Origin of the sequence: Roseovarius sp. CAU 1744 (genome assembly GCF_039839345.1) — a bacterium.
In the GTDB taxonomy this organism is placed as follows: Bacteria; Pseudomonadota; Alphaproteobacteria; order Rhodobacterales; family Rhodobacteraceae; genus Roseovarius.
In genome coordinates this window covers 256274-282162 of record NZ_JBDOQV010000004.1, presented here as the reverse complement: position 1 = coordinate 282162, position 25889 = coordinate 256274, and the positions used below count along the sequence as shown (strand labels likewise).

Genomic DNA, 25889 nt, shown 5'->3' with positions numbered 1-25889 from the left:
GGTTGGCAGTATCCACATCGAAAACTTTTGGGCTCAGACTTTGCTTCCAAACAATTGTGCCGTCCCCCGACTAGTCACCAATGCTTGGAGGGAACTTAGAACGAGGAATCGTTTTCTTCAGCGCTCATCAACAGGCTACTCGATGGTTTCCGAAAGATACTCAAGTATGAAGCGGCTAGGTTGATCTTTATCTTGCCAAGCTTCCCAAAGAGCACGTGCTGAAGGATCGGGAGCGGTGATTATTCTGTTCACCTGGTCCTGCCGTTTTTGCCGAGCCCGCGCACCGAACTTACCGTTAGCATCGGGCCAGACGTAGTCCTCGATGATCGATGTCGTGAAATCACTGACTGTTCGCGCAATGCGATGCCGAATGGCCAAATCGGCCTGCATTTCGCTAGAAAACTTGACTGGTGCTGATTTACCAAAAAACTCTGCACCAAGTTTTAGAACTTCATCCAATTCATTGTCTTCAGTCAAAAGACGTAGAACATCCGGAATATAGTCTTCTGCTAGCTGCTCTTGAAACACAATACGTGCCTGCGCGAACTGGTACTTAGTTGGCGGATGGGTGACATCGTTCAGATCCCTCACTAGAAACTTACGCTGCTCTCGAAGGCCGTCGAAACTGGAGGTTGAAACTAAGACACCTCGAATTCTAAAGGTCCATGGCTTGCCATCAATAGTGACGGGCCCGATCTCATCATGCAGGAAATGCGGTACTATTTGGCTGCAAACTACCTTGTATTCACCCCAACCAGCATGTGCGCCGAGCGCGAGACCTTTAGGATCTGCGAACCCAAAGGTTTGGGTGCGACTCTCCTCGTCAACGATCCAGATCACGAAGTCGGGATAGTACCAGTCAGAGGAATCAACTCTCAACCTGAAGGACTTGGAGTCCTTTTCAATGTTCCGCTTCAGCCAGATCTTTCGCTTTCCCCAGACGAGTGGCGTGGAAGCGGCCTTTGGGTAGTCTTTCTTTGGATAGAGATAGGTAATCAGATCGCGAACGAACTTCTCCTCTTCGCGGTTCAGAGCCCCGGGCCCGGACACAACACCCGAACCCTGCTGATCAAGAAGAAGGGGTTGGTACACACTTCCTGGTGCAAGAACCTCGCAGTAATTGCTGGTCGCACTGACAATCAAGGGTAGGTTCTGCACGTCAGGGCATAGCACACGGTCACCGAACAAATTAGGCTGGGACTTGTCAGGCATTAGTAACTTCCTTGAAATACTGGCTTGGAATTCCGCTGTCCGACGCGCCAATGATCTCGTAGCTGCTGTGCTTGGCTTCGATCTTGCGGTAGGCGCTTTCGAACAATTTCCGCGCCACCGTACTGGCCGCAATTTGGAGGCGCTGGATATCTTGTATGCTTTCGATGCTGCAGAAGCCCGGAAGTGCCCAGACTTCATACGGTCCCGATTGAAGTGCAGTGTTGGCCGTATTCCGATCAAACCGGATGTTCCACCGCTTTCCGATAGCTTTCCATTGGACGAGGTCTGAATAGATCGAGTCCATGTCAAGGAGGTGAACGATCTGCTTGAACGCCGCAGTGACATCCCCGCCCACGCGGGCGGCATTTTCGTCCAAACCATCTTGCCCGATGCGTGCAGTGGCGACGCCGGCTGCGTATGACACAACGACCTTGTTCACTGAACGTAGCCATTCAGCATCGCGTAAATCGACGAAAAATGTGTCTTGTTTCGGGCTAACGGCCCTGATGGAAAGCAGAGCAGGTGTTTCTGGAAGCCAGTCTTGGACGTCGCAGTCAGTCCGAGTTTTTTCGCCGATTCCGTTCTCAAACAGACCCGCAAGGAAGGTCTGCAGATACCGGGACTTCAAGCCAAACACGAAGGCCGTCTGCAGTGCAGCCAAATCACCTTTGACATCGCGCAGGCGCTTACCGTTGCCATTCGTGCCAGCAAATCTGACGACACGCCCGAACATCTGTATGATGAGTGAACCTTCGTTCTGACCAAGACGAAGAAGGGTCAGGCTCGAGGCACGATAGTTGTCCCAGCCCTCTGCGAAGCGCCGCGAACCGATCAATAGGTTCACGCTAGAGTTGGCAAGTTCCAAGTTCGCGAATAGCGACGGTGTGAAAGCGTCGTCTTCTATTTCAAGTGACGCGGCTTCGAGCCCATCTTTCAGGCCCTTCACATCGCCGACGTTCACAACACCATAGTAATGCACACTGTCCCCCCGGCGGAGGCCCAGGCCCATTTCTCCCGGCGACGTCTTCAATACACGAAACAACGGTACGTCGCCGTCCTGCCATCCGAACACGTCGTTCAAGATCCGTGCTTGTATAGCGGCTGCAGACATGCCCTGCAGCCCATCGGTCACGACTTTTGGCAGTAGGCTGGCACCTTGCCGAGCTGCCTCCAGCACATTGGTGGTACCTTCGGCGATGAAGTCATCTTCTGACAGTGCCCGGTCAAGATATCGCAGGACGTCGATGACGTCGGACGTTTGTTCCTTGTCGCCTGCGTTCTTGCCGCCGATCACCGAAAGGCCGAGCAAGACCCAGAGAGGCTTTGCTACGCGAAGACCACGATCCTTGATCTGCTTTTGCACGCCCGACTTGCCGAAGCTAGCCAGCTGGTACCAATACGCGATCAAAGCCGCCGTCAGTGTTGTCTGCTGAATTTCCTCGGTCGTCTCGTGGTGCCCGTCCAACTTCACGTTCCAGAAATCTTTTCCGTAGAGGTCGGCATGGAACCGGTCGTAGGCGTAGTCGAGCATGATGGCCTTGGCATAGCGGCCGAACGTGGCCTCGGCCTCTGCCACCTGGCCGAAAGTGGCCGAGAACTCGATCAGCATTCCGCGGTGATCGGACTGGCTGTCACCGATGCCGGCGAGGTCCGATTGAAGCTTCTTCCAGACACTTTCTTCGCTGCGCTGGCCCTTGTGCCCTTCGTCGACGAAGACGAGGTTGCGCCCGTCGCGGAAGACCGAGGTGGGGATTGTCACTCCATCGCCCTTCTTCGTCTCGGCCAGCTTGTTGATGTCGACGACGATCACGGTGTCAGGGTGCAGACGGCCGAGGCTCGAGGCGTCGCCATCCATCGGATAAGCAAAGACGTCGAACGCTTTCGTTTCCCTGAGCTTGTCGGCATGCTGTCGCGACAGGTTCTCCGAAGGCGTGATCAGGATGGTGCGATCCCATGTTCCCGCGGAATGCAGCATCGCGATGCAGGCGTGCAGCACATGGGTCTTGCCCGATCCGGTTGCCATCCAAAAGGCGGCAAACTGCAAGTCGTCCGCGGTGAACGGGCTGATTGTCTCGCTACGGTTTTTCTGTGCCCAATCGGCAAGGAAAGCATTCAGCCGTTCGAGGAACGCCCCCTCGTCGGTACTCCGGCACTTCTGCCAATGAGCGAAAAGGATGAGCGACAGATACTGCGCATAGCGCGGCGCCAGCTTCACCGTTTGGCACGCCGCACGGACCGCCTGATCGGCCTCGGTCAGCAGGGCTGCGTCACCACGGCATAGCGATTCCAATTGCGCCAGATAGTTGCCGTCAGCCATCGCCAGCTCGGCCGTCATCGTATCTTCGACTGTTGAGAGCCCGCGCATTGCAGACGGCAAATCCAGCCCGAGTTCATGGGCAAGCGCATCGCGTAGAACGAGGGCTTTCTTGAGCCTTGCGTGACCGGAAGCCATCAGCGACCTCCAAATTGGGTGGCGAAGATGGCCTCGATGGCCTCGAACCGTTCGCAACCTTCAAAGGCCAGCTCCGGCATGGCGTTCGTCAGGAAACGGTCGGCGGAATGCTCTGCCAGCTTCGTCTTGCACCAGTCTTCGTTGCCCTCCTGATCGCATTCGCGGAAGAGCACGGTGACGGAGCGATTGCGACGATCCGTTCCTGTGATGATCACACCCTGATCTTCACGGTAGAGACGCGCGACATCGAGGCCAAGCAGGTAGATTAGGCTTTCAACCAGATCGACCTCGCGGTCCACCGCTTCTCCGCCGCCTTGCGCGCATTTGATGCTGTAGCCGAAGGGTGAGCGGAAATGGTCGACGGACTGAAACAGCTGTCGGGCCTCGCGGTCGAGGCGGTACTGGATGGAGAACGCGAGGTTTTCGAACGCCAAGGCGTCCTGTCTGTCGCTTTGCACCAAAGCGAGATTCTCTAGCGTGTCTTCGTAGTCTTCAAGGTTGACGGCCTTCAGGAAAACGCCGTTTCCGTCCAGTGCGTCAGCCTTTCCCTTCTTCCAACTCACCGCCGCAGCTGCCTTCATGATGCGAGGCAATGTGAGCGTTTCGAAGTAATCGCTCCGTTCGGTGATGACGAACTTGCGAGTTTCGCTATCAGACTTGTTGAGTGAAAGCACCGCGTGCGCGGTGGTGCCAGAACCCGCAAAACAATCGATTACCCAACCATCTGGACCTAGGTCACATACTCTGAGGGTATCAACGACCGCATGAACCGATTTAGGGAACGAGAACACTCGTTTCCCAAACATTTCCTTCAACAGCACACTGCCGTAATCTACTGCCGAATACTCTGGCTTTGTCCAAAGAGTCGAAGGCAAAGAGCCATCGCTCTGCGGTCGTGCTTTCCGATAAATCGCGGGACCGTTTTCTCCCGTTCTTACTTCAAGATCGTTCAAATTGGCCCTGGCCGTCTTATGCCCCCAGCTCCAGACGCGTTCAGTGCCATCGTCATTCTTTGGATAGATAACCTTTTCCCCAGGTTTCGGAGCCTCAAGAATCCGGTAGTCATTGTCTTCCTTGATCCATTCGATCTCTGGAATCCGCAGTTCGGCGCCCTTCACATAGATTGGGTAGTATTGCTTCGGTCGGGCGTCGCGATGGGTTGTTGCGCCACCCCGTTTCCGGAAGTTCTCCCAAGCGAATTGCCCTTTTTCGTCCTGTTGGCCGAAGTGCTTTTCCTGAGCCTCTGACCTATCGAGTAACCCGATTTCAGAAGCCCCGGAGTTTCCAACAAAGACTCCATACTCGTGGTTTACTCGAAACCCACGCACAGTCGGCCGCCCGGACGGACTATTCTTAATGACAGTGATTCCAAGGAGGTTTTCGGGGGTATAGCTCCGCTCCAGAAGATCGATAAGCTCATTCTTCTGAAAATCGTCTATGGTAAAACAGGCCATCGATGCTGAACCGAGAAAGCGTCGGCTCAATTCCACGCGGTCCTGCATCATCGCAGCCCAAGAAGAACGGCGGTAGCCATTCTTGTAGCTGATAGGACCCGCATCCGTATTGTATGGTGGGTCAGCATAAAGCACATCGCATCGGCCTGAGAACTTTGTTTCAAGCAGGTTGAGTGCCTGCCAGTTGTCGGATCTTACAGCGATGCCGTCGAGCACTTCGTCAATGGCGCCGCTTGCAGAGCAGCGAGCAAGTAGTTCCCACGTCAGATCGTCGGGGATGTTCTTTGTATCCAGTGGTAGGGGAAGCCAACGGCGCTGTGCTTCCTGAGCCAAATCTGCAGGAACAATCTCGCGACACTGATCTACCTTCGCGAATTCCCCTAGCCCCAGATCTTTCCACTCTGCCTTTTGCGCGGCAATGATCTCAGGGAGGCGCGCCACCAGCCAATCCTCGCCCGCCAGCTTGGCGATCCGATCCAGCGTGATGACGTAGCGGGTATTGAAGACCAGCTTCTTCTTCTCCCAAAGGGATTTCTGGAAATCTTCCAGCACCGCCAGGAAGTCGATGATCTGATGTCCGATATCGCGTACGATCCGACCGACCTTGATCAGGCGGCGGGGCAGGTCTGTATCGATCAGTAGCTGGTCTGCGTTCAGCACCTCGGTCTTCAGGAAAATGTCCAGGTCTTCGCGCAATGCAGCGCCCAGCCGCTTGTGGATGAAGAAATCCGACTGGTTGCGTGCAACAAAGTGGTTCAGCCAGCGTTTCAGTTCCGTCTCGTCGGCGTTGATATGCTCTTGAATGGCTTTGACGATATCGTCCTTCTGCTTGTTGGATTGCGCACCTTTCAGGTACTTCAGCAGAACGATATGCTCGCCGTCATCGGCCTTGGTGACGGTGTCGATCTCGTAGTGCGCCTTATCGGTCGGCTTGAGGCTAGCGCGCGTGCTCTGCAGTTCTTCGGGTTCGACCGAAAAGACGATCCGTTCCCCGTTGGACAGGCGAACGGTGAAGTCGGTGAACGTGTCGCCAGACTTGATGTAATACATGTCCTCGGTCGCCCAGTGGAACTCCGTATCCTCGCCGGTCGAGCGGATGTAGCGGCTACCCTCCCGGCCATAGCGGCGTTCGACGATGAAGTCGCCATCCTGGTAGTGGCGCGAAAAGAACTGGTAGAGGCGATTCAGAACCTCGCGGCGGTCAGAACCCACGTTCTCGCTGGAGCGCAGTTGCTCCTGTAGCGAGCGGTATTCATCGACTTTCGATTTGAAGCCGGGGAAGCGTTCGGCCTGATCCAGTAGCTCGCGCCGTTCCTGATCGTTCATGCCCGGCTTGATGCCGAATTCGCCTTCGATTTCTTTTAGCCGAAGCCGATCACCGGCTGATTCTTCATCGTCCGCCTTGCGAAACGCAGCGGCGAGGATTTCCGACAGTTTTCCACCTTCCAGCGCTTTGCTGCCGTTCTTTTCGACCACCTGACCGAGGAATGCTTTCACTTCCTGATTATGGTGACGAATGACACGGTAGAATCCGAAATCGAGGCGTTCTGCCTCATCCAGCTGAAAAAGCTCTGCCATCAGTTCGACAAAGCGGACCTCGGCATGTTCAATTATCGTCATCAGCTACCTTCCTGCCTCGGCTGCCGCCGCCGCGACATCGTTTTCATGCAACAATAGACGGCACATCCGACCAGCGAAAGCGGTTTAGGTCGTTTGCTCGGTATTTCCAAAGGGTTGAGGGGACCCCAAGTGGGGTGTGGTTCGGTGGCCAAGGCCCGGCCCGTTATAGCTGCGCGGCTGATCATCTCACCTCCCAGACTTCAGCGCTGTCAAGCCGCTTCACGTAATCGACTGCCGTGCCGTTCCAGTGGTACGCGAAATGCGCCCCTTGGGTCGGGATCGGGATCACGTCGGGCCAGAAGACGGCGATGCACTGGCCCTCGGGAAAGCGCACGCTGGGCCAGGTGATGCCGTTCGATCCGGCGGCACGCCGCTCGACACCGAAGACCTGAGACGCGTGGTAGTCGTCCGGATCCAGCAGATCGGTCCGGCCCGTGGCGTCGTCCAGATCGGCATCGATCGACCCGATCAGCTCTCGGAACTGCGAGGTCCAGCCCGGCGCCTCCTCCGTGGCACCCATGAAACGCGCGTGGTGGTGGATGGTCTCGGCAATCGCCACCTCGGTGCGGTCGCCCGCGTAGTAGAGGCCGAAACTGCCATCGGAGAACCGCCCGGGCCTTAGCGGCGAGCAATGCACGAAAGGCGCCATGACCCAGCTGGCACCGGGGCCGGTCACACGCCGGGCCACCGGGACCTTGGACAGATCGCCGATGCTCTCGCGGATGCGCGGGTTGAACTTGGCTTCGGCCGAGGCCAGCGCTTCCCAATCAGCCGGATCGGCGATGTCCTCGAAAAGGTCGATCGGCGGATGAATCGTGCGGATGATGCGGACCGTGCGCGACCAGGTCACGCGCCGGACAGGTACATTCACCAGGCACCCCGTTCGGCGTCGAGATAGGCGCGCAGGTCGATCAGGTCGGTGATCTCGCCCCGGAGCATGACGTCCAGCGCGCTTCGGCCCGAGAAGGCGGCGTTCGGCTTGCGGATCCAGGCATAGCCCCGCGCAGGGTCTGTGAAGAGATAGCGCAGCGCCTTGTGTATCCCCATCAGGATCGCCATGCGCGCGCGCAGGTCGCGGTCGATCCGGCCGATATCGCCGGTCTTCCACCGCGCCCAGGTGCGTTGCGCCATGTCGCCCAGCAATGTGCGGGCTTCCGCATCGGTCAGCTCCCAGGCGCGGAACAGGTTGACCGTTGCCCGCGCCAGCGCCGCCGCCTCCTCGTCGGTGATGACGGGAAGATCGGTACGAGCGAGGACGGGCTGGACCGTGGCGAACTGCATGGCATTCTCCTTTGGCATCAATATAGAGATTATATGCCAAAAGGCAAGATGGGTCGTGCGGTGCAGGGTTGGTCGCCTCCAGCCCTTTTCCCTGTCTTTGCACGCCAGTGCCCTACGCCCCTTGAATGGCTGTTGAGCTAAGCCGGTTTCCGGCTTTCTTGATGGACCCGATCCAGGGCCGCCCGTCGGCGACCACTCACGGAACGGGGACAACATGGCAGAGGCAGTTCGGAAACCAGAGGCAATGGCGCGCGGCGCGCGGATGCTGCGCACGGCGCTCGGGCCCGCCATCGCCGGGTTTCTGGAAGACCCGATGATTGTCGAGGTCATGCTCAATCCCGATGGGCGGCTCTGGATCGACCGGCTCTCCGAGGGGCTCTCCGATACCGGGGCCACGCTGTCGCCCGCCGATGGCGAGCGGATCGTACGACTCGTCGCCCATCATGTCGGGGCCGAGGTGCACGCCGCGCGCCCGCGCGTCTCGGCCGAGTTGCCCGAGACCGGGGAACGCTTCGAGGGGCTCCTGCCGCCCGTGGTCACCGCGCCCTGTTTCGCGATCCGCAAACCCGCCGTCGCGGTCTTCACCATGGCTGACTATGTCGCTTCCGGGGTCATGACCGAGAGCCAGGCGGCGCTGTTGCGCGAGGGCGTCGCCGCGCGCTCCAATATCCTCGTGGCGGGCGGGACCTCGACGGGCAAGACGACCTTGACCAATGCGCTCCTGGCCGAGGTGGCCGGATCGTCCGACCGCGTCGTGATCATCGAGGACACGCGCGAGCTGCAATGCGCCGCGCCGAACCTCGTCGCACTGCGCACCAAGGACGGGGTCGCCTCGCTCTCCGATCTCGTCCGCTCCTCGCTCCGCCTGCGCCCGGACCGCATTCCCATCGGCGAGGTGCGCGGGGCCGAAGCGCTGGACCTCTTGAAGGCCTGGGGCACTGGCCATCCGGGCGGGATCGGCACGATCCACGCGGGCTCGGCCCTCGGCGCCCTGCGCCGGATGGAACAGCTCATCCAGGAGGCGGTGGTGACGGTGCCGCGCGCCCTCATCGCCGAGACCATCGATCTTATCGCCGTCCTCTCCGGCCGCGGGGCCAGCCGGCATCTCGCCGAGCTCGCCCGCGTCGAGGGGCTCGGACCGGACGGCGACTACCGCATCACCCCGGCCGCGCTGCCGACCGGACCCACCATCGTCACAGGAGACACTTCATGACCCGAAACCTTCACCAGTTGCGCGCGCAGGCCGCCCACGCCGTCACCTACGCCACCGTGACCCTGATGCTGGCCGGACCGGCCCGGGCGGCAGGCTCGTCCATGCCCTGGGAAGCGCCGCTGCAATCGATCCTCGAGTCGATCGAGGGGCCGGTCGCCAAGATCATCGCGGTGATCATCATCATCGTCACCGGCCTGACGCTGGCCTTCGGCGACACCTCCGGGGGCTTCCGCCGCCTGATCCAGATCGTCTTCGGCATCTCCATCGCCTTCGCGGCGAGTTCCTTCTTCCTGAGCTTCTTCAGCTTCGGCGGCGGGGCGCTGATCTGATGGTGACGACCGGTTCACCCACAGTGAACGCGGCTTTCCGGTGGAAAGCCGCGAGGGAGGAACGCCTTGAGCGGTAGCAAATGGCCAGCCTTTGAACAATTGTCCGACGTGCCGGGCTTCACCGTCCCGGTCCACCGGGCCCTGACAGAGCCGATCCTGTTGGCGGGCGCGCCCCGGGCCTTCGCGATCCTGAACGGCACGCTGGCCGGGGCCATCGGGCTCGGGCTGCAGCTCTGGGTCGCGGGCATCGTCATCGGCCTTCTGGGCCACCTGGTCGCGGTCTGGGCCGCGCGCCGCGATCCGCTCTTCGTCGAGGTCGGGCGTCGGCATCTGCGCCTTCCCGGTCATCTCGAAGTGTAGGGCAGCACCATGATGAACCTCGCGGAATATCGCCGGAAAGGAACGCGGCTGGCGGATTACCTGCCCTGGGCGGCGCTGGTGGCCCCCGGCGTGGTGCTGAACAAGGATGGCAGCCTGCAGCGCTCGGCCCGGTTCCGGGGCCCCGATCTCGACAGCGCGGTCGCCGCCGAACTCGTGGCCGTGGCGGGGCGCATCAACAACGCCTTCCGCCGTCTCGGGTCCGGCTGGGCGATCTTCGTCGAGGCGCAGCGCGTGGCGGCGGCCGATTATCCCGACAGCCGCTTTCCTGATCCGGCCTCGGCGCTGCTCGATGCCGAGCGTCGTGGGGGCTTCGCCGAGCAGGGGGCGCATTTCCAGTCGGACTATCTCCTGACGTTCCTATACCTGCCACCAGCTGAAGAGGCCGCGCGGGCCGAGACCTGGCTCTACGAAGGGCGCGAGACGGCGGGGATCGATGCGGGCGAGGTGATGCGCGGCTTCATCGACCGCACCGACCGTGTGCTGGCGCTCTTCGACGGGATCATGCCCGAATGCCGCTGGATGGGTGACAGCGAAACGCTGTCCTACCTGCATTCCACGATCTCGACGCAGGCCCACCGCGTCCGCGTGCCGGAAACCCCGGCCTATCTCGACGCGCTTTTGGCCGATCAGCCGTTGACCGGCGGGCTCGAGCCGCGGCTCGGGAATGCCCATTTGCGCGTGTTGACTCTCTCGGGATTCCCGACCGCCACCACGCCCGGGATCCTCGACGACCTCAACCGGCTGGCCTTTCCCTATCGCTGGGCGACCCGCGCGATCCTCATGGACAAGATGGAGGCCGCGCGCATGGTCGCGCGCATCCGCCGCCAATGGTTCGCCAAGCGCAAATCCATCGCCGCGATCCTGAAGGAGGTGATGACCAACGAGCAATCGGCGCTGGTCGACACCGATGCCGCCAACAAGGCCGCCGATGCCGACATGGCCTTGCAGGAACTCGGTGCCGATATCGCGGGCGAGGCCTATGTCACGGCAACGCTCATCGTCTGGGACGAGGACCCGCGCCGCGCCGACGAGAAACTCCGCCTGGTCGAGAAGGTGGTGCAGGGCCGGGACTTCACCGCCATGGTCGAGACGGTCAATGCCGTCGATGCCTGGCTCGGCTCCCTGCCCGGGCAGGCTTATGCCAATGTGCGCCAGCCGCCGATCTCCACCCTGAACCTCGCCCATATGATCCCGCTCTCCGCCGTCTGGGCTGGGGAAGAGCGAGACACGCATTTCGACGGCCCGCCCTTGCTCTACGGCAAGACCGAGGGCGCGACGCCGTTTCGCCTCTCGCTCCATGTCGGCGATGTCGGCCATACGCTGGTCGTCGGGCCGACCGGGGCCGGCAAATCCGTGTTGCTGGCCCTCATGGCGCTGCAGTTCCGCCGCTACCCGGGCGCACAGGTCTTCGCCTTCGATTTCGGGGGCTCGATCCGCGCTGCCACCCTCGCCATGGGCGGCGACTGGCATGATCTGGGCGGCGAATTGACCGAAGGCGCGGAGGCGACGGTTTCCCTCCAGCCGCTGGCCCGCATCGACGATCCCGCTGAGCGGAGCTGGGCGGCAGGCTGGGTCGGCGCGATCCTTGCGCGCGAAGGCGTCGCGATCGCGCCGGAGGTGAAGGAGCATCTCTGGTCCGCCCTGACCTCGCTGGCCTCGGCCCCGATCGAAGAGCGCACGATCACCGGTCTCGCGGTCCTGCTGCAATCTTCGGACCTCAAACAAGCCCTGCGCCCCTATTGCCTAGGCGGGGCGCATGGGCGGCTGCTCGACGCCGAGACCGAAGAGCTTGGTGCCGCTTCAGTGCAGGCCTTCGAGATCGAGGGGCTGGTCGGCACCGCCGCGGCCCCCGCGGTCCTCTCCTATCTCTTCCTCCGGATCGGCGACCGGCTCGACGGCCGGCCGACGCTCCTGATCATCGACGAGGGCTGGCTCGCACTCGACGACGAGGGCTTTGCCGGCCAGCTGCGCGAATGGCTGAAGACGCTGCGCAAGAAGAACGCCTCGGTGATCTTCGCGACTCAGTCGCTTTCGGATATCGACGCCTCTGCCATCGCACCCGCGATCATCGAGAGCTGCCCGACCCGGCTGCTTCTCCCCAATGAACGCGCCATCGAACCCCAGATCACTGCCATCTACCGCCGCTTCGGCCTCAATGACCGGCAGATCGAAATCCTCGCCCGGGCCACGCCCAAGCGCGACTATTACTGCCAGTCGCGGCGCGGCAACCGGCTTTTCGAGCTGGGCCTCTCGGAAGTCGGACTTGCGCTCTGTGCAGCTTCGTCCAAATCCGACCAGGCGCTGATCTCGGACATCCTCGCAGAGCATGGGCGCGACGCATTTCTTGCCGCCTGGCTCGAGGCCCGTGGGGTCGGCTGGGCCGCCGAGCTGATTCCCGACCTCACCAATCTCGCACCGGAACCAGAGGTGCCGGACGCCCCGATCCCCCAAGCCCCCGAACCCGCAAAGGAGACCACCCCATGACCCATGCCGCTCATCAACTGTCCCGTCTCGCCAGCGCCTCCGCACTGGCCCTGGCGCTCGCAGCCCCCCTCGGCCTTTCGCCGATCTTCGTGACGCCTGCGCAGGCCTTCCTCTTCGGTGGGGGCGGGCGCATCGTCTATGACCCGCGCAATCATGCCGAGAACATCCTCTCCGCCGCCCGGGCGCTGGAGCAGATCAACAACCAGATCACCCAGCTGCAGAACGAAGCGCAGATGCTGATGAACCAGGCCCGCAACCTCGCGAGCCTGCCGTACTCTTCGCTGCAGGCCCTGCAGCAGAATGTCGACCGGACCCGGCAGCTCCTGTCCCAGGCGCAGAACATCGCCTTCGACGTTGCCCAGATCGACCAGGTCTTTCAGCAGGACTACGCCAACATCCCCATGGCCGCGCCCGAGGCGCAGCTTCTGGCCGATGCCCGCTCCCGCTGGGAAAACACCGTCGGCGGGCTGCAGGACGCGCTCCGCGTCCAAGCCGGCGTCGTCGGCAATCTCGACGGCCAGCGCGCCGAGCTTTCCGCCCTTGTCGGCGAAAGCCAATCCGCCGTGGGCGCCCTGCAGGCGACCCAAGCGGGCAACCAGCTCCTTGCGCTGCAATCCCAGCAGATCGCTGACCTGATCGCCGTTGTCGCCGCCAATGGACGCGCGAGCGCCTTGGTCGAGGCCGAACGGTCTGCGGCCGCCGAACAGGGCCGGGTCCAGCGCGAGCGGTTCCTCGCCCCGGGCGCGGGCTACCAGCCGGGCAATGCCCGGATGTTCAACAACTGAAGGGGGGCAGACCCATGGAGGGTTCGGTCCTCGCCCGCATCGCCGCCATCATCTTCGTCTCTGTGGCGATCACCGCAGCGGTGATGGAGACGGGCCGGGAGGAAGAGGGGCAGGGGGCGCGTCCGGCGGCTTTGCCTGTTCCGGAGGTCGATACCCTGCGCGCCGAACAACGGCGCTGTCAGGAGCTGGGCGAGGCCGCGGCCTCCGATCCCGACTGCCTCGCCGTCTGGGCCGAAACCCGCGACCGCTTCCTCGGGCGGGACCGCGACCGGGCCGGGGGCCAGTGAGCCATGGGCGGCACCGGCGTCATCGACACCTTCCTCGGGGTCTTCACCTCTTACATCGACAGCGGCTTCGGGCTTCTGGGCGGCGAGGTGGCCTTCATCGCCAGCACGCTGATCGTGATCGACGTGACGCTGGCGGCACTCTTCTGGGCCTGGGGGGCAGATGACGACATCATCGCCCGCCTCGTGAAAAAGACCCTCTTCGTCGGCGTCTTCGCTTGGCTCATCTCGAACTGGAACAGCCTCGCCGCCATCGTCTTCGACAGCTTCGCGGGGTTGGGGCTGCTCGCCTCCGGCACCGGGTTTTCGCCCGCCGATCTCCTGCGCCCGGGCCGCGTGGCGCAGACCGGGCTCGATGCCGGGCGCCCGCTTCTGGAGTCCACCGCCGATCTCATGGGCTTCGTCGCCTTCTTCGAGAACTTCATCCAGATCGCCTGCCTGCTTTTTGCCTGGGCGCTGGTGCTCTTGGCCTTCTTCCTGCTCGCCGTGCAGCTCTTCGTGACGCTGATCGAGTTCAAGCTGACGACGCTCGCGGGCTTCGTGCTGATCCCCTTCGGCCTTTTTGGCAAGACCGCCTTCATGGCCGAGCGGGTGCTGGGCAATGTCGTCTCCTCCGGCATCAAGGTGCTGGTGCTGGCCGTGATCATCGGCATCGGCTCGACGCTCTTCGGCCAGTTCACCGCCGGCTTCGGCGGCGTGACGCCCACCATCGACGAGGCCATGGCGATCGTGCTGGCCGCGCTCTCGCTGCTCGGTCTCGGCATCTTCGGCCCCGGCATCGCCACCGGCCTCGTCTCCGGCGGGCCGCAACTGGGCGCAGGCGCTGCCGTCGGGACCGGACTCGCCGTGGGCGGTGCGGCCGTCGCGGCGGGTGGCGGGGCCATGCTCGCCGCCCGTGGGACAGGGGCGTTCGCCTCGGGTGGAGCCGCCGCGACGCGCGGCGCCGCTGCCGCCACGGGCACCGCTTCCACCGCCTACAGCATCGGATCGATGGGCCAGTCCGGGGTCGCCGGTATTGCCTCCGGACTCGGCGGCGTGGCCCGGGCAGGGGGCGCGGCGGCCATTTCGCCCCTGCGCCGGGCCGGCGCCGCGGCCTCCGAGGCCCTCAAGGCAAGCCATGCCGAGGGTGCCCGCGCTGGCTTCGCCGCAACCGGCGGCACCTCATCCATGAGCAGCGTGGTAGGGGCCTCGACCGCCACCTCCACCCCCGCAGGCAGTCCACCGGCCTGGGCACGCTCCATGCGCCGCAGCCAGGCCATGAGCCACGGTGTATCTGCGGCCACCCATGCGCTGCGCGCCGGGGACAGCCCCGGCTCCGGCGCCTCCGTCCCCCTGTCTGAAAGTGACCGCCCATGAGCCTCTTCAAACGCGCCGCCGTCCATTACGGCAAGACCCCCGAACCCGAGACTCCCTACCAGAAGGCCGCCCAGGTCTGGGACGAGCGCATCGGCACCGCCCGGGTGCAGGCGAAGAACTGGCGCCTCATGGCCTTCGGCTGTCTGATCTTGGCCGGTGGCTTCGCCGCGGCGCTGGTCTGGCAATCAGCGCGCGGCACCGTCGTGCCCTACGTCGTCGAGATCGACCGCCATGGCGAGGCCCGCGCCGTGGACGCGGCAAGTGCCGGGTATCGTCCGAGCGATCCGCAGATCGCCTGGCATCTCGCCCGCTTCATCGAGGAGGTGCGGGGCCTGCCGGCCGACCCCATCGTGGTCCGACAGAACTGGCTCCGCGCCTATGAGTTCACAACCGACCGGGGCGCGCTGGCGCTGAACGACCATGCCCGCACCAATGACCCTTTCACGCGGGTGGGTGAGGACCAGGTCTCCGTCGAGGTCTCGAGCGTCATCCGCGCCTCGCCGGACAGTTTCCGGGTGGCCTGGTCCGAGCGGCACTACGAGAACGGCCAACTCGCCCGCACCGAGCGCTGGACCGCGATCCTGACCATCGTGATCGACCCGCCGCGCACGGCGGACCGCCTGCGCGCCAACCCCCTCGGAATCTATGTCAACGCGATCAACTGGTCGCGGGAGATGAGCCAATGACCCGACCGATCCTGCCCACCGTTCTCCTGGCAACCACACTTCTGGCCGCCTGCGCTGGCGATCGCCCGCCTGCATTCGCCTATGACGAGGCGGTTCCGCCCTTGCCGTCACCGCCCGCCACGGCACCCGACGACCGCCCGCGCCCACTCCATGTCCCGCCCGCCTGGACCCCAAGCCGGGGTGGGGAGGCCGCCACCACTCCCGTCGCGCAGGTCGGCAATGCCAATGCCGCCGCCCGCGTCGAGCCGCGGCAGGCGGGGTATTACAACGCGATTCAGATCTACCCCTGGTCCGAGGGCGCGCTCTATCAGGTCTACGCGGCCCCCGGCCAGATCACGACCATCGCGCTCGAACCCGGCGAACGTCTGGCCGGGACCGGCCCGATCGCAGCCGGCGACACCGCGCGCTGGATCATCGGCGACACCGAAAGCGGCGCGGGCAGCGACACCCGCGTTCTCGTGCTTGTGAAACCCACGCGGCCCGACATCCGCACGAACCTCGTGATCTCAACCGACCGGCGCACCTATCTGATCGAACTTAATGCTTCCGAGGAGACCTGGATGCCCGCCATCTCCTGGGCCTATCCGCGTGCGCCAGAGAGCCCGCGCGTCGCGCCGACCACGCCGCGTATCCCGCCCGCACATGCCCGCAACCATCGCTACGGGCTGCAGGGCGACAATCCGCCCTGGCGGCCGGTCTCGGTCTTCGATGACGGACGCCTTACTTACGTCGTATTCCCGCGCGGCATCGCTCAGGGCGAGATGCCGCCGCTCTTTGTCCTCGGCTCCGATGGCGAATTGGAAATCGTCAATTCTCGCATCCACGGCAATGTGCTGATCGTCGACCGGCTCTTCGGTGCGGCAGAACTGCGCCTCGGACGCGGGCCTCGGCAGGAAGTGGTCCGCATTGTAAGGATCGAACCCGACACCGAAGCGACCGCAGTGCGGCAGGACTTGGGGCAGGGGACATGAGCGGGGCACCGAGTGAAACCGCCGCCGCCATGCGCCTGCGTGTCGACCCGCCGCGGGTGACGCGAATTTCGCGCAAGGTCATCATCGGGCTTGGCGTGGTCGCGGGCATCGGGATCGGCGCAGCGCTGATCTACGGGCTGCAACGTCCGGACCGGACTGCGGCCCCGGAAGAGCTGATCACCACCGACCGCCGCCAGCCCGCCGATGGTCTCCGCGATTTGCCCGGCAGCTATGATGCGATCCCACGGCTCGGACCGCCCCTGCCAGGCGACCTAGGTGGCGGCATCCTCGACGCCCAGCAACGGGGCCAGCCCATCGCGGCTCCAAGCCTCGCGACGCCCACCATGGACCCAGCGGAGCAGCAGCGCCTCGCGGAACTGGAGGCCGCCCGTGTCAGCGACCTCTTCTTCCAGACGCGCCCTGGGACAGCCGAGTCCATCGGGTTTCAGATGCCGCCTGCGGCACCGGGGGGCGGTTTGGCCGCTACCCCGGAAACCGATCCACGCCAGACCTTTCTGACCGGGCCGATCGACCGGCGCACGGTCGCCCCTGACCGCCTGCAGCCACCGGCATCGCCCTTTCTGCTGCAGGCGGGTTCCGTCATCCCGGCCGCGCTGATCACCGGTATCCGCTCCGACCTGCCGGGCCAGATCACCGCGCAGGTCACCCAGAACGTCTATGACAGCCCGACCGGCAGCCTGCTCCTGATCCCGCAAGGCACCCGCCTGATCGGCGCCTATGACGACAGCGTCACTGTCGGCCAGCGCCGCGTGCTCCTGGTCTGGACGCGGCTGATCTTCCCCGATGGACGGTCCCTCGTGCTCGAACGCCAGCCCGGGGCGGATGCCGCGGGCTATGCCGGTCTCGAGGACCGCGTCGACAATCACTGGGCCAGCATCCTGCGCGCGGCGGGGCTTTCGACCCTGCTGGCCGTCGGTGCGGAACTCGCCACCGATGAGGAAGACCGCCTCGCCCGCGCGCTCCGCGACGGGGCCTTGGACACGATCAACGAGGCCGGCCAGCGCATCGTCCAACGCCAGCTGGAGGTCCCGCCGACCCTCACCATCCGCCCGGGCTTCCCGGTCCGCGTGATCGTCACGCGCGATCTCGTCTTCGCGCCATCCGGAGGCTGACATGACCAAGCTGAAACTCGGTCCGATCCCGGACGAGAAGCCGGTGAAGCTGACCGTGGAACTGCCAGCTGAGCTCCATCGGGACTTGATCGCCTATGGGGAAATCCTCGGGCGCGAAGCAGGGCAGGGACCGGTCGAACCGAAGAAGCTGGTGGTTCCCATGCTTGAACGGTTCATCGCGACGGACCGAGGGTTTGCGAAAGCGCGGCGCGGGGGAGGTCAGGACCGAAACCGAGCCAAGGAACAGCCTCCTTGATTGCTTCGGCCGCAATTGGAGAAAGAGCGATTTTGCAATGTTAAGCGCTTATGGCCCTCTTCGGTTGTCCTCTTGCAATTAAAAGGCGGGCACATCCTCCAAACGGTCTTGATGCCAATGTATCCGAGGGGACTCAAGAAATTCTACGGGCTACAGCCCGAGTGCCGCATCCATCCGTTCATGTTCGAAGGCCGGAGCGCAGGCATTCAACCCCGCGCCAGCAAGCCCCTGGTGGCGCAATTCGTCCCGCCAAGTGTTGCCGATAACTTGTGCCATATCCCGGGCCAGGGCTCGGGCTTCCGGCGCACTGATATCGAAAAACTCAGCCGCGTCGATTGCGACAGCAATGTCCGGCTCATGCCCATGGATCGGGCTGATCCCGGTTTCCATCTGGGCATGCCGCCGGGGCTGCGGATTGACATCGAAGAGCGGTGAAAGACGCCACAGGTTCTGACCCGCATAGATGAAACCGTGGTTCTTCAGGTGGTCATCCGTGTTGGTGACAAGGATCCCGAACACCATGCGGCGCCAGATTTCCCGCAGATCATCGCCGGGCCGGGCCGAAATGGTGCGGATGATATCGGCAATATCCGTGTAGAAGCCGCTCGCATGTCCAACCTTGCCCAAGGCGGTGCGCGCGGAGATATAGGGGACCCGGCCGCCGCCTCGGCGATCAAAACGGCTGAAAAGCCCGATAGGGTGCGCACTGCCGGGCAACTCGAGCCTGCATTCCGGCGTACGCAAACCAAGACGCCCGGCGAGCTTCATCGTCGCCACCTCGAGACGTTCCACCGGCCATGTGTCGTTGATGGAGGTGAACTTGGCGAGCCAAAGCCGGTCCCCATCCCTCACGTTGGCTTTCGGTCGCGCCCCGCCCGGCGTGCCGGCGGCGCCAACGAGATCCAGCGCATCTTGCTCCGCGCCTGCCGGGTCCCGTTCGAACCTTTGTGCGATCTTGAGCAGGTCCTCGATATCAGCCAGGCGCGGGACGGCTTTTCCGATTCGCGGGAATGGCTCACCGTTTTCCTGCAAAAGGCGCAGCGCGCCTTGGCGGGCGGTATCGTCGCATGCCGTCAGGAAGTCGAACTCGGTTGCCGCCTCGCCCAGAACCCGACGCATCAGTTTACGGCCCCAGCTGTCCGGCGAGGTATCCGCAAAGGGTCCGGCGATAACATCACGCTTCCGGCTTTCGCGCCCGCCGGAGCTGGCGTGATAGGGCGTGTTCACCCGCGGCATTTGCGGGCAGAGATCGAAGCCGCGCGGGTTATCGAGCCAGTCCTGGTCATAGAGGAAAGTGGAATGCGCGCGCCGCCCATCCGTCTCGAAGATCAGACGGCCGACCGGAACCAGGCCTTCCCCGAGAGCGATACGCGCCACGGCCATCAGAAAGCACTCCCTTCGTCATCGATCTCATCCGACCTCTCTTGCGTGGTGGCCGATCTGCCGGAGGACGGTCTGCGGCGATTGACGATCCGCTCTGGCAGGCGGGCTTGATCGAGGACCAGGCCGGTATCGTCTTTCGCCGGATCCAGAATTTCGCCGAGTCGGTGGAGCTCGCCAAGGACCATGAGTGCCATGGCCATTGTCTCGAGCCGCACACCGCCATCGCCCATCTCGAGTTTGGCAAGCGTCTTGTCGGTCACACCCAGGCGATCACAGAAATCTGCGACGGACATGCGCCGCTTCTTCCTGGCCACACGTATGTCATGGCCAAGTCGTTTCAGGGCGGTCTGAACCTGGTATGATGACATTTTTGATCGGAGAAAACTCCGCCTTGCGCTGCTGTATCCGTAATTTTGTCCGTGTTAGGTGGTTTTACATGAGAAGTCAACAAAACGCACCGCGAGGCGGAATATAATCCGGTGTAACAGGTGCAAAGCGGACTTTTGTCCGATTTAACGTGAAAGGTCTGGTGGCCCTGATGATCTCCGGCGGTGGGTCGGGCAGGTCGCACCGGACGTCTCTGCCGCGCGTATATCTTGCCTGAGAAGCGCTCAGGCTGCGACCGCGGCAGGCAAGGTCCGCGCCAACAGGTGTTTCAGGGCTTCGATATGCGCATGTGCAGGGCCGGTGACATCCAGGGTCGCAACCTGGAGGGTCTCTTCGGCACCGTCGCTGGCGATTGCGTAGCGGGTACAAATCGGCTCGGGCGGCAAATCACCGTGGTGTGGATAGAGCAGCATGACCTCCGGGCAGCGGTAGAGCTGGCTATAGGCCATCAATTGATACACATCGGCCTGGCTGACACCCTGCTTCGGGTCGTCGATGCGCGGCGCCATCCGTTTCCATTTCGTGTCGATGACGAGGACGGTTCGATCCCCCTGCCGGATGATGAGGTCCGGCTTGGTCCGAAACCGCCCCGTACCCGCTTCGAACAGGCAGTCACGGTGCCCGCCTTGCGCTGTGACACGGTAACCGCTTCCGGCCAGAGCACGGGTGACCAGTCTGGCAACATATTGCTCGAACAAGGCATTCATCTCGAACAAGAGCGCATGACCATCTGTAGCCCCGGCACTGGTCTGCTGATGCCGATCCCCAAGCAGGAGCCGCGCGAAGGAAAGAAGCTCGCGCCACCGCTGATTGGTCCGATCCAATATGATTTGGTCCCATCGCAGCGCAGGGATAGGAACCTCGGTCACGTCCGCATAGGCGAAGCCCAACTCGCGCAGGATACGCTGATTGTCGGGGGCCTGAGCCACACGCTGCAAACGGGTCACGGCGGCGCGCATCACCTGGTTGAGCGCAATGTCAGAGGACAAGTCATCATAGCGACAGGCCAGCTTTTGCGGCGCCACCGCATGGCGTGAAAACTGCCGGGTGACGTCGAGCCTGCCGCGCAGGGCAGGGAGGTCGTCTGCGTGATCCACATACCGGCGCGGCAGTCCCATGCGCACCGCTTCCATGAGGCGCGCACAAAACAGCCGGATCAACAATTCCAGGATGGTGTCCTTCTGCCATCCGAGCTGGGCCAACGATCCGGCATCGATCCGCAGATCGTGAACAACCGCCAGCATGTGGATGAGGCGGCGACGAAGGGCTTCGTCCGTGGTCTCGTGTTCTCCCAGGCCCTCGATCTTCGGGAGGATCTCCAGCTGACAGCCCGGCGCGGCAATCACGCCGACCACGCCGCGCGCCCGCAACCCTTTGCGGCCGTGTTCGAGCACGCCTTCGCCGCCACGACCCGCGAAGCTCGAGCGTGCCGCAACGCCGGCAATGCGATCAGCCTCGGCGGGCGGGATGGTCGTGTCGTCATCGCCATAGCCGATGCGCTGCCATTCGCGGAGCGTGCGGCGGATCATGAACCGAGCAGCCGCGCGTAATCGAAGCTCACTTCGCGCACGTCCCACCGGAAGCGCGGCATCGCTTCACCATTGTCGAGCCCCGGTGGTGCCTTCAGGACGGCCCTGTTCAGAAAGCCGCCCTCTATCGGCCCGTCATGCGTATCCAGATCGCCCAGCACCGCGGCGATCTTACCCCAGTCTTCGAAGAAGTACTCGGCGAGCAGCGGGATCACCTTGTGCCGCATGACCTCGTCCACATCCGCTCGGGTGTCGCAGCCGGTGAAATAGGCATGGCCGATCTGGTGGTCACGGTCATAGAGGTACTCGATCCGTTCATTGATGATCGTCAGAAGGGTCGGCAGATCGATGCCCGTGCGGGCCGCAGCCTCCGTTAGAATTGTCGGATTGGGCATGATTTCGCGGAATGTGAACCGCCGCCGCAGCGCCGTATCGAGCAGGGCGATGGAGCGGTCTGCCGTGTTCATTGTCCCGACAATATGCAGGTTCGACGGAACACCGAACTCGTCCCCGGAATAAGGAAGGCGCACCTTCAGTTGGTTCGGTTGGCCGAGCCGTTTGTCAGGCTCCAAGAGAGTGATCAACTCGCCGAACACCTTGGAAATATTGGCGCGGTTGATCTCGTCGATGATCAGGACGAAAGGTTCGGGTTCGGATGGCCCCTCGTTCTGCTGGCTGTTCATGTAGCGTTCCAGGGCCGGCACGTTGAGCTCGGCATCATAGAGCGCGTAAATCGACTTTTGTGAGAATTTCCGGGAGTAGATTTCGCCGACAGGAACCCCTTCACGGTCTATCCAGAGCCAGCGGACAGCACGGCGATGGGCATACCCGCCTTCGGGGCGGGGGGCAAATTCATAGCCGCCGCTAAACACCCCTATGGCTCGAAGCAGGCCATTGCCTTTCGAGACGATGACGATGTCACCGTCTCGGACCCAGTTCCGGAAAATGAACGGCATCTGCACCATACCCGACCGCGCATCCACATTGGCGTTGTGGTGGCCCTGCGCCTTGCAGGCTTCGATGATGGCTTCGCGGTTCGCAAACTTGTCGTCTGACCAGTCGATGTCCTCGAAGCCAAGGAGGGCGTAGCCGCCCTTGATCGCCTCCTCGAAGAGATGCGCGTCCTCAGGGTTGTTCGCCTCGCCGATCGACATCTTGAAGACCTGGCGGCCTTCAACACGTACCATCTCCTCGTCGGATACATGTCCACGGCTGGTCTCCGCACGTTTCGCGATGCGCCTGAAAATACCGGGCACCGTCTCCAGCCGGAAACCGGCCGAGGATGTGTCCTCGCTATCATCCGCGCCGGTCATCGGCTGTCGGCCCTCGACGAACTCTTCATAGGCCATGGATTGGTGGAAGGTGACGAATTCGATCCGTCCCGCGGCCAGCAGGCCCTGGTAGACGGCCATGAGAACGTCGCGGTCCTCCGGCACTTCCTCCCCACATAGCCCTACGGCTTCGGCCGCCGTACGGTAGGTCTTTCCGGTGCCAGGCGGGCCGAACAGGATCAGATTTTCGGGAAGCATGTTTCGGGCTCCTTCGGTCATTTGACCGCCAGCAACGTCAGGGTCATTCGAAAATGGTTTTTGAGTGGTCTTGTCTAGCGCGATCCAAAGAAACCCTTGAATGTCGAGCCAGTCTTGCGGTCGCCATGCCCACTTATCCCCCATGATAGTAAAGAGCTCCGCGAAGACACTTGCGAAGCGCCCATAGTCGACACGCATATTGGCAGTCGACTCCACGAAGAGTTTCTCGCCGGTTAGCTCTTCCCACGCTTCATTGATGCGGGTGATCTTTAGCGGTGCTGCTTCGGTCGGACGCACCATCGCCAAGGATGAGAACACGATGTTCAAGCGCTCACCGTAGGTCAGCGATGTTGCCCCACGCTCTCGTAGGTCAACGAAACTGTCGTATGCTTTGTTGAGGGCGGTGGCGGCTGGTTCATCAGTGCGAAGCAGCCTCCCTATCGTGGCATAAAAATCCGCCGATGTGTCGGGAGCGTTCTTTGTGATGGCGTCTTCCGTTTGCCAGCGAACGAACGGCCCATCCTTCGCTGCGGTCTTCAAGATCTCAAACACTGATTTCCCGAGTGTTTCATCTTGGGTATCCGTGGCAATCGCTTCTTGAACCCGCTCGATTGCCGCCAGTTTGTAAGCCTTCTCACCTTTCGCCCAACCCTCGCCGGGGTTTTCGAAGGTTTCGAAATCTGGGCACAGGTCCAGGAACCGTCTTCGCAGCTTCTCAAGTGCGCTAAGGTTCACGCTTGTCGTTTCCAAGTTGAAACGAAACACCGTGGCCGAGCTTTGGTCAGCCCCGATCCGTTCCGGAGCGCTGACCTGTGCGAGGTCCTGAAAAATCTTGCCCGCCAAAGCCTGACAAATGTTTGGCCAGGCTTCATTCAGATTGAGCGCCGTGTTGACGTCACGAACGAGCACGTCGACATGGGATACACCTTCTTCACGGGCCGGTTCGATATACTGTTCCAGCACGTGCTGGCGAATGCGATCTGCATCCTTCGCTGCGCCCGGCGGCTCCCCCGCTATGAACCGACCGTATTGCGCCAACCAGCTGCTCCAATTCGACAGCCGATTGTGCGGCTTCTCTGAATCGGGCATCAGGATTCGATAGTCTTCACCCCCTGAACGAGCATCGTCACGCATGGCTTTGAGACGGTCTCTGAGCCCCGAAAATTGATCGGCCTTCCAAGCTTCCTCTAGGTTTTCATAGGGCATGCCAAGTGCAGTGAGATTTCGCTCTATCGTTCGAACGGCATAGGTCCGCGAGTTTCGCCCCGCTTCGGTTTGTGCGCCCCCTTGTTCCAGCCACGCCTTGAATTCGTTCTCATCCTTCAAATTAGGGCCCTTCACTATTTATCTGTGTGCAGCATCCTACGGGGATGTGCTGGTCGGCAAAATTCCCAACATTCAGGGGCTGAAAAAAACGTTCGAAGCCCCCAGTCATACCTTGCCAACTCTCCGCGATCCATAAGGCTACGGGCCAAGGGAACGGCCAAGCCAGGTAAGCTTGCACTGTTGCGGGCAAGGTCGCTCTTGATGCCATTCGGTAAGGCACGGCGCATGTCTGCGGCCTTGGCACGGCACGAGAGTGCCTGATCGACCGCAGCCCGGCCGCCAAGATCAGGGAAGTCTCGGGCAGCGCACACCCATTTTCCACGACCCCGTGCGCGGATGCGCTTCATGATTTTGTCTGCGATCGTGATCATTATGTTTCGCGTCTTGAGCTTCGGATATCGGAATTATAGACGGTATTTCAGACAGATGTAACCTGAGTTGGCGGCACCGTATGGGGCTGATTAGCAAACGTCCCATTGGGCCGAATTTATGAGAATAAAGAGTTGCCCGACGACACCACCACCACTGTGTCCCGCTCCAGACAAGTCACGAGAGAAGAACTTTACCAAAAGGTCTGGTCGACACCCATCAGCCACCTGGCGGCCGAGTATGGTGTATCTGGTTCCTATCTCGCCCGGGTCTGTACGTCTCTGGCTGTGCCTCGGCCTCCCGCTGGCTATTGGCAGAAGAAGGCGGTCGGAAAGGCCGCTCCACGACCTCCACTCCCGCCAGCAAAGCCAGGCGATCAGCTTGTCTGGTCGGCGGATATGCCGCTCGCGCGTCCTGTGACGCCTGCCGCCAGATCTTCGGTGTCGTCACCTAGTCGTGACGGGCAACGCAAGGATGCCCGGCATCCGATCCTTCGCGGCGTCGAGCCGCATTATCGGAAGACGCGCAAGATTGACGAGTACGAGTTTCTTCGACCCTACAAGCTCCTCCTGCCGGACATCGTGACGTCCGAGACGCAGCTGCCGCGTGCATTGGACCTCGCCAATGCACTCTACGATGCGTTCGAGCGGAAAGGGTATCGCGTGACCTTCGCGCCGCCTGATCAACCATTGTTTCGGGCGCAGATCGAAGAGCGGGAGGTTCCGGAGAAGGATCGCAAATACGCGCGCTATTCCTGCGGACGGATTTGGGCACCGCACCGCCCAACCGTCGCCTATATCGGCGAGGTTCCCATCGGTCTTGCGCTCGTGGAAATGTCCGAACGGGTCACGCTCAGATACTTTAAGGGCAAGTATGTGCGGGACGACAGTGCGGTCGTGAAGGCCGCCAGACCACACCAGCTGGTCCACTCCTGGACGACCGAGAACGATGTTCCGTCCGGGCGCTTCCGGCTTGTCGCCTACGCGCCGCGCCGGGACGTAGAGTGGTCGGCGATATGGCAAGAGACGCCTAAGCGAAACTTGTCGTCCATGTTCCCGAGGATCGTGAAGGAGCTGGAAGCCGTCGTGCCGGACCTCAAGTCCAAGACTGCAGAAGCCGAGGCGGCGGCCATCCGCAAGCAACGCGAATGGGCTGAACAGCAGGAACGCTGGAAGCGCGAAGAGGATCGACGCAACGCGGACAAGGCCCTTGCCCAAAGCCGCGAACAACTATCCGAAGTGATCCAGAAATGGTCCGCCGCAATGTCGATCGAAAGCTTCTTTCGCGAGGCGGAAGAGCGACTTGCCGACGTCGAGACCGACAGGCGCCAGGCCTTGTCCTCTCGGCTTGATCTTGCGCGGTCCATGATGGGAACGCTCGATCCGCTGGAATTCCTGGAGCGGTGGGTCGCGCCGGATGAGCGCTATCGACGGCAGTATCCGGACGAATAATTGTATTTTATTACAGAA

21 protein-coding genes are annotated in these 25889 nt (G+C 62.3%); 12 read left to right on the top strand and 9 right to left on the bottom strand.

All coding sequences use genetic code 11. The features are described 5' to 3' along the window. Positions 1–135: 135 nt before the first annotated feature. From AAFO92_RS10115 to AAFO92_RS10095, 5 genes are all read right to left on the bottom strand, one after another. The gene (locus tag AAFO92_RS10115; protein ID WP_347534635.1) at positions 136–1212 is read right to left on the bottom strand and encodes a hypothetical protein; all 1077 of its coding nucleotides are present in this window, start codon (positions 1210–1212) and stop codon (positions 136–138) included. Then, the gene (locus AAFO92_RS10110; protein ID WP_347534633.1) at positions 1205–3664 is read right to left on the bottom strand and encodes a DEAD/DEAH box helicase family protein; all 2460 of its coding nucleotides are present in this window, start codon (positions 3662–3664) and stop codon (positions 1205–1207) included. The genes AAFO92_RS10115 and AAFO92_RS10110 overlap by 8 nt, the downstream gene beginning before the upstream one ends. Continuing rightward, complete coding sequence (locus tag AAFO92_RS10105; protein ID WP_347534631.1) at positions 3664–6738, bottom strand: DNA methyltransferase; 3075 nt, start codon at positions 6736–6738, stop codon at positions 3664–3666. The genes AAFO92_RS10110 and AAFO92_RS10105 overlap by 1 nt, the downstream gene beginning before the upstream one ends. A gap of 181 nt (positions 6739–6919) precedes the next feature. Further along, positions 6920–7609: an RES family NAD+ phosphorylase gene (locus AAFO92_RS10100; protein ID WP_347534629.1), complete on the bottom strand. Its 690-nt coding sequence runs from the start codon at positions 7607–7609 to the stop codon at positions 6920–6922. Beyond that, on the bottom strand, positions 7606–8019 hold the full coding sequence (locus AAFO92_RS10095) for an MbcA/ParS/Xre antitoxin family protein (RefSeq protein WP_347534627.1): 414 nt from the start codon (positions 8017–8019) through the stop codon (positions 7606–7608). The genes AAFO92_RS10100 and AAFO92_RS10095 overlap by 4 nt, the downstream gene beginning before the upstream one ends. 214 nt (positions 8020–8233) lie before the next feature. Here AAFO92_RS10095 and trbB point away from each other — a divergent pair, with 214 nt between their 5' ends. The 11 genes from trbB to AAFO92_RS10040 all read left to right on the top strand — a co-directional run bounded on the left by trbB (position 8234) and on the right by AAFO92_RS10040 (position 17897). Further along, the gene (gene trbB / locus AAFO92_RS10090) at positions 8234–9232 is read left to right on the top strand and encodes a P-type conjugative transfer ATPase TrbB (RefSeq protein WP_347534625.1); all 999 of its coding nucleotides are present in this window, start codon (positions 8234–8236) and stop codon (positions 9230–9232) included. Further along, positions 9229–9561 carry a TrbC/VirB2 family protein gene (locus tag AAFO92_RS10085; RefSeq protein WP_347534623.1) on the top strand — a complete coding sequence of 111 codons (333 nt, stop codon included), beginning with the start codon at positions 9229–9231 and terminating at the stop codon, positions 9559–9561. Before trbB ends, AAFO92_RS10085 begins: the two co-directional genes overlap by 4 nt. A gap of 66 nt (positions 9562–9627) precedes the next feature. Next, entirely contained in the window at positions 9628–9921 is a 294-nt protein-coding gene (locus AAFO92_RS10080; RefSeq protein ID WP_347534621.1) for a VirB3 family type IV secretion system protein, read from the top strand. 9 nt (positions 9922–9930) lie between these two features. Then, positions 9931–12426 (top strand): conjugal transfer protein TrbE, encoded by a 2496-nt coding sequence (gene trbE, locus AAFO92_RS10075; protein ID WP_347534619.1) that lies wholly within the window; start codon positions 9931–9933, stop codon positions 12424–12426. Beyond that, positions 12423–13211, top strand: a complete 789-nt coding sequence (trbJ, locus tag AAFO92_RS10070) for a P-type conjugative transfer protein TrbJ (protein ID WP_347534617.1) — start codon at positions 12423–12425, stop codon at positions 13209–13211. Before trbE ends, trbJ begins: the two co-directional genes overlap by 4 nt. A gap of 14 nt (positions 13212–13225) precedes the next feature. Continuing rightward, positions 13226–13498 (top strand): putative entry exclusion protein TrbK-alt, encoded by a 273-nt coding sequence (gene trbK-alt / locus AAFO92_RS10065; protein ID WP_347534615.1) that lies wholly within the window; start codon positions 13226–13228, stop codon positions 13496–13498. A gap of 3 nt (positions 13499–13501) precedes the next feature. Next, positions 13502–14851, top strand: coding sequence for a P-type conjugative transfer protein TrbL (gene trbL, locus AAFO92_RS10060; RefSeq protein ID WP_347534613.1), 1350 nt, complete (start codon positions 13502–13504; stop codon positions 14849–14851). Next, entirely contained in the window at positions 14848–15537 is a 690-nt protein-coding gene (trbF, locus tag AAFO92_RS10055; RefSeq protein WP_347534611.1) for a conjugal transfer protein TrbF, read from the top strand. The genes trbL and trbF overlap by 4 nt, the downstream gene beginning before the upstream one ends. Next, positions 15534–16508 carry a P-type conjugative transfer protein TrbG gene (trbG, locus tag AAFO92_RS10050; protein ID WP_347534609.1) on the top strand — a complete coding sequence of 325 codons (975 nt, stop codon included), beginning with the start codon at positions 15534–15536 and terminating at the stop codon, positions 16506–16508. The genes trbF and trbG overlap by 4 nt, the downstream gene beginning before the upstream one ends. Then, positions 16505–17641: a TrbI/VirB10 family protein gene (locus tag AAFO92_RS10045; protein WP_347534607.1), complete on the top strand. Its 1137-nt coding sequence runs from the start codon at positions 16505–16507 to the stop codon at positions 17639–17641. The genes trbG and AAFO92_RS10045 overlap by 4 nt, the downstream gene beginning before the upstream one ends. A 1-nt stretch (position 17642) precedes the next feature. Then, positions 17643–17897, top strand: a complete 255-nt coding sequence (locus tag AAFO92_RS10040; RefSeq protein WP_347534605.1) for a DUF2274 domain-containing protein — start codon at positions 17643–17645, stop codon at positions 17895–17897. Positions 17898–18047: 150 nt separating this feature from the next. Here AAFO92_RS10040 and AAFO92_RS10035 read toward each other — a convergent pair whose 3' ends face one another. From AAFO92_RS10035 to AAFO92_RS10020, 4 genes are all read right to left on the bottom strand, one after another. Beyond that, positions 18048–19280, bottom strand: coding sequence for a HipA domain-containing protein (locus AAFO92_RS10035; RefSeq protein ID WP_347534603.1), 1233 nt, complete (start codon positions 19278–19280; stop codon positions 18048–18050). Beyond that, positions 19280–19648 (bottom strand): helix-turn-helix transcriptional regulator, encoded by a 369-nt coding sequence (locus AAFO92_RS10030; RefSeq protein ID WP_347534601.1) that lies wholly within the window; start codon positions 19646–19648, stop codon positions 19280–19282. Before AAFO92_RS10030 ends, AAFO92_RS10035 begins: the two co-directional genes overlap by 1 nt. A 243-nt stretch (positions 19649–19891) precedes the next feature. After that, complete coding sequence (locus AAFO92_RS10025; RefSeq protein ID WP_347534599.1) at positions 19892–21196, bottom strand: restriction endonuclease; 1305 nt, start codon at positions 21194–21196, stop codon at positions 19892–19894. Then, positions 21193–24051, bottom strand: a complete 2859-nt coding sequence (locus AAFO92_RS10020) for an AAA family ATPase (protein ID WP_347534597.1) — start codon at positions 24049–24051, stop codon at positions 21193–21195. Before AAFO92_RS10020 ends, AAFO92_RS10025 begins: the two co-directional genes overlap by 4 nt. A gap of 767 nt (positions 24052–24818) precedes the next feature. On the opposite strand from AAFO92_RS10020, the gene AAFO92_RS10015 reads away from it, so the two are divergent. After that, positions 24819–25871 (top strand): hypothetical protein, encoded by a 1053-nt coding sequence (locus tag AAFO92_RS10015; protein ID WP_347534596.1) that lies wholly within the window; start codon positions 24819–24821, stop codon positions 25869–25871. The last annotated feature ends 18 nt before the right edge of the window (positions 25872–25889 follow it).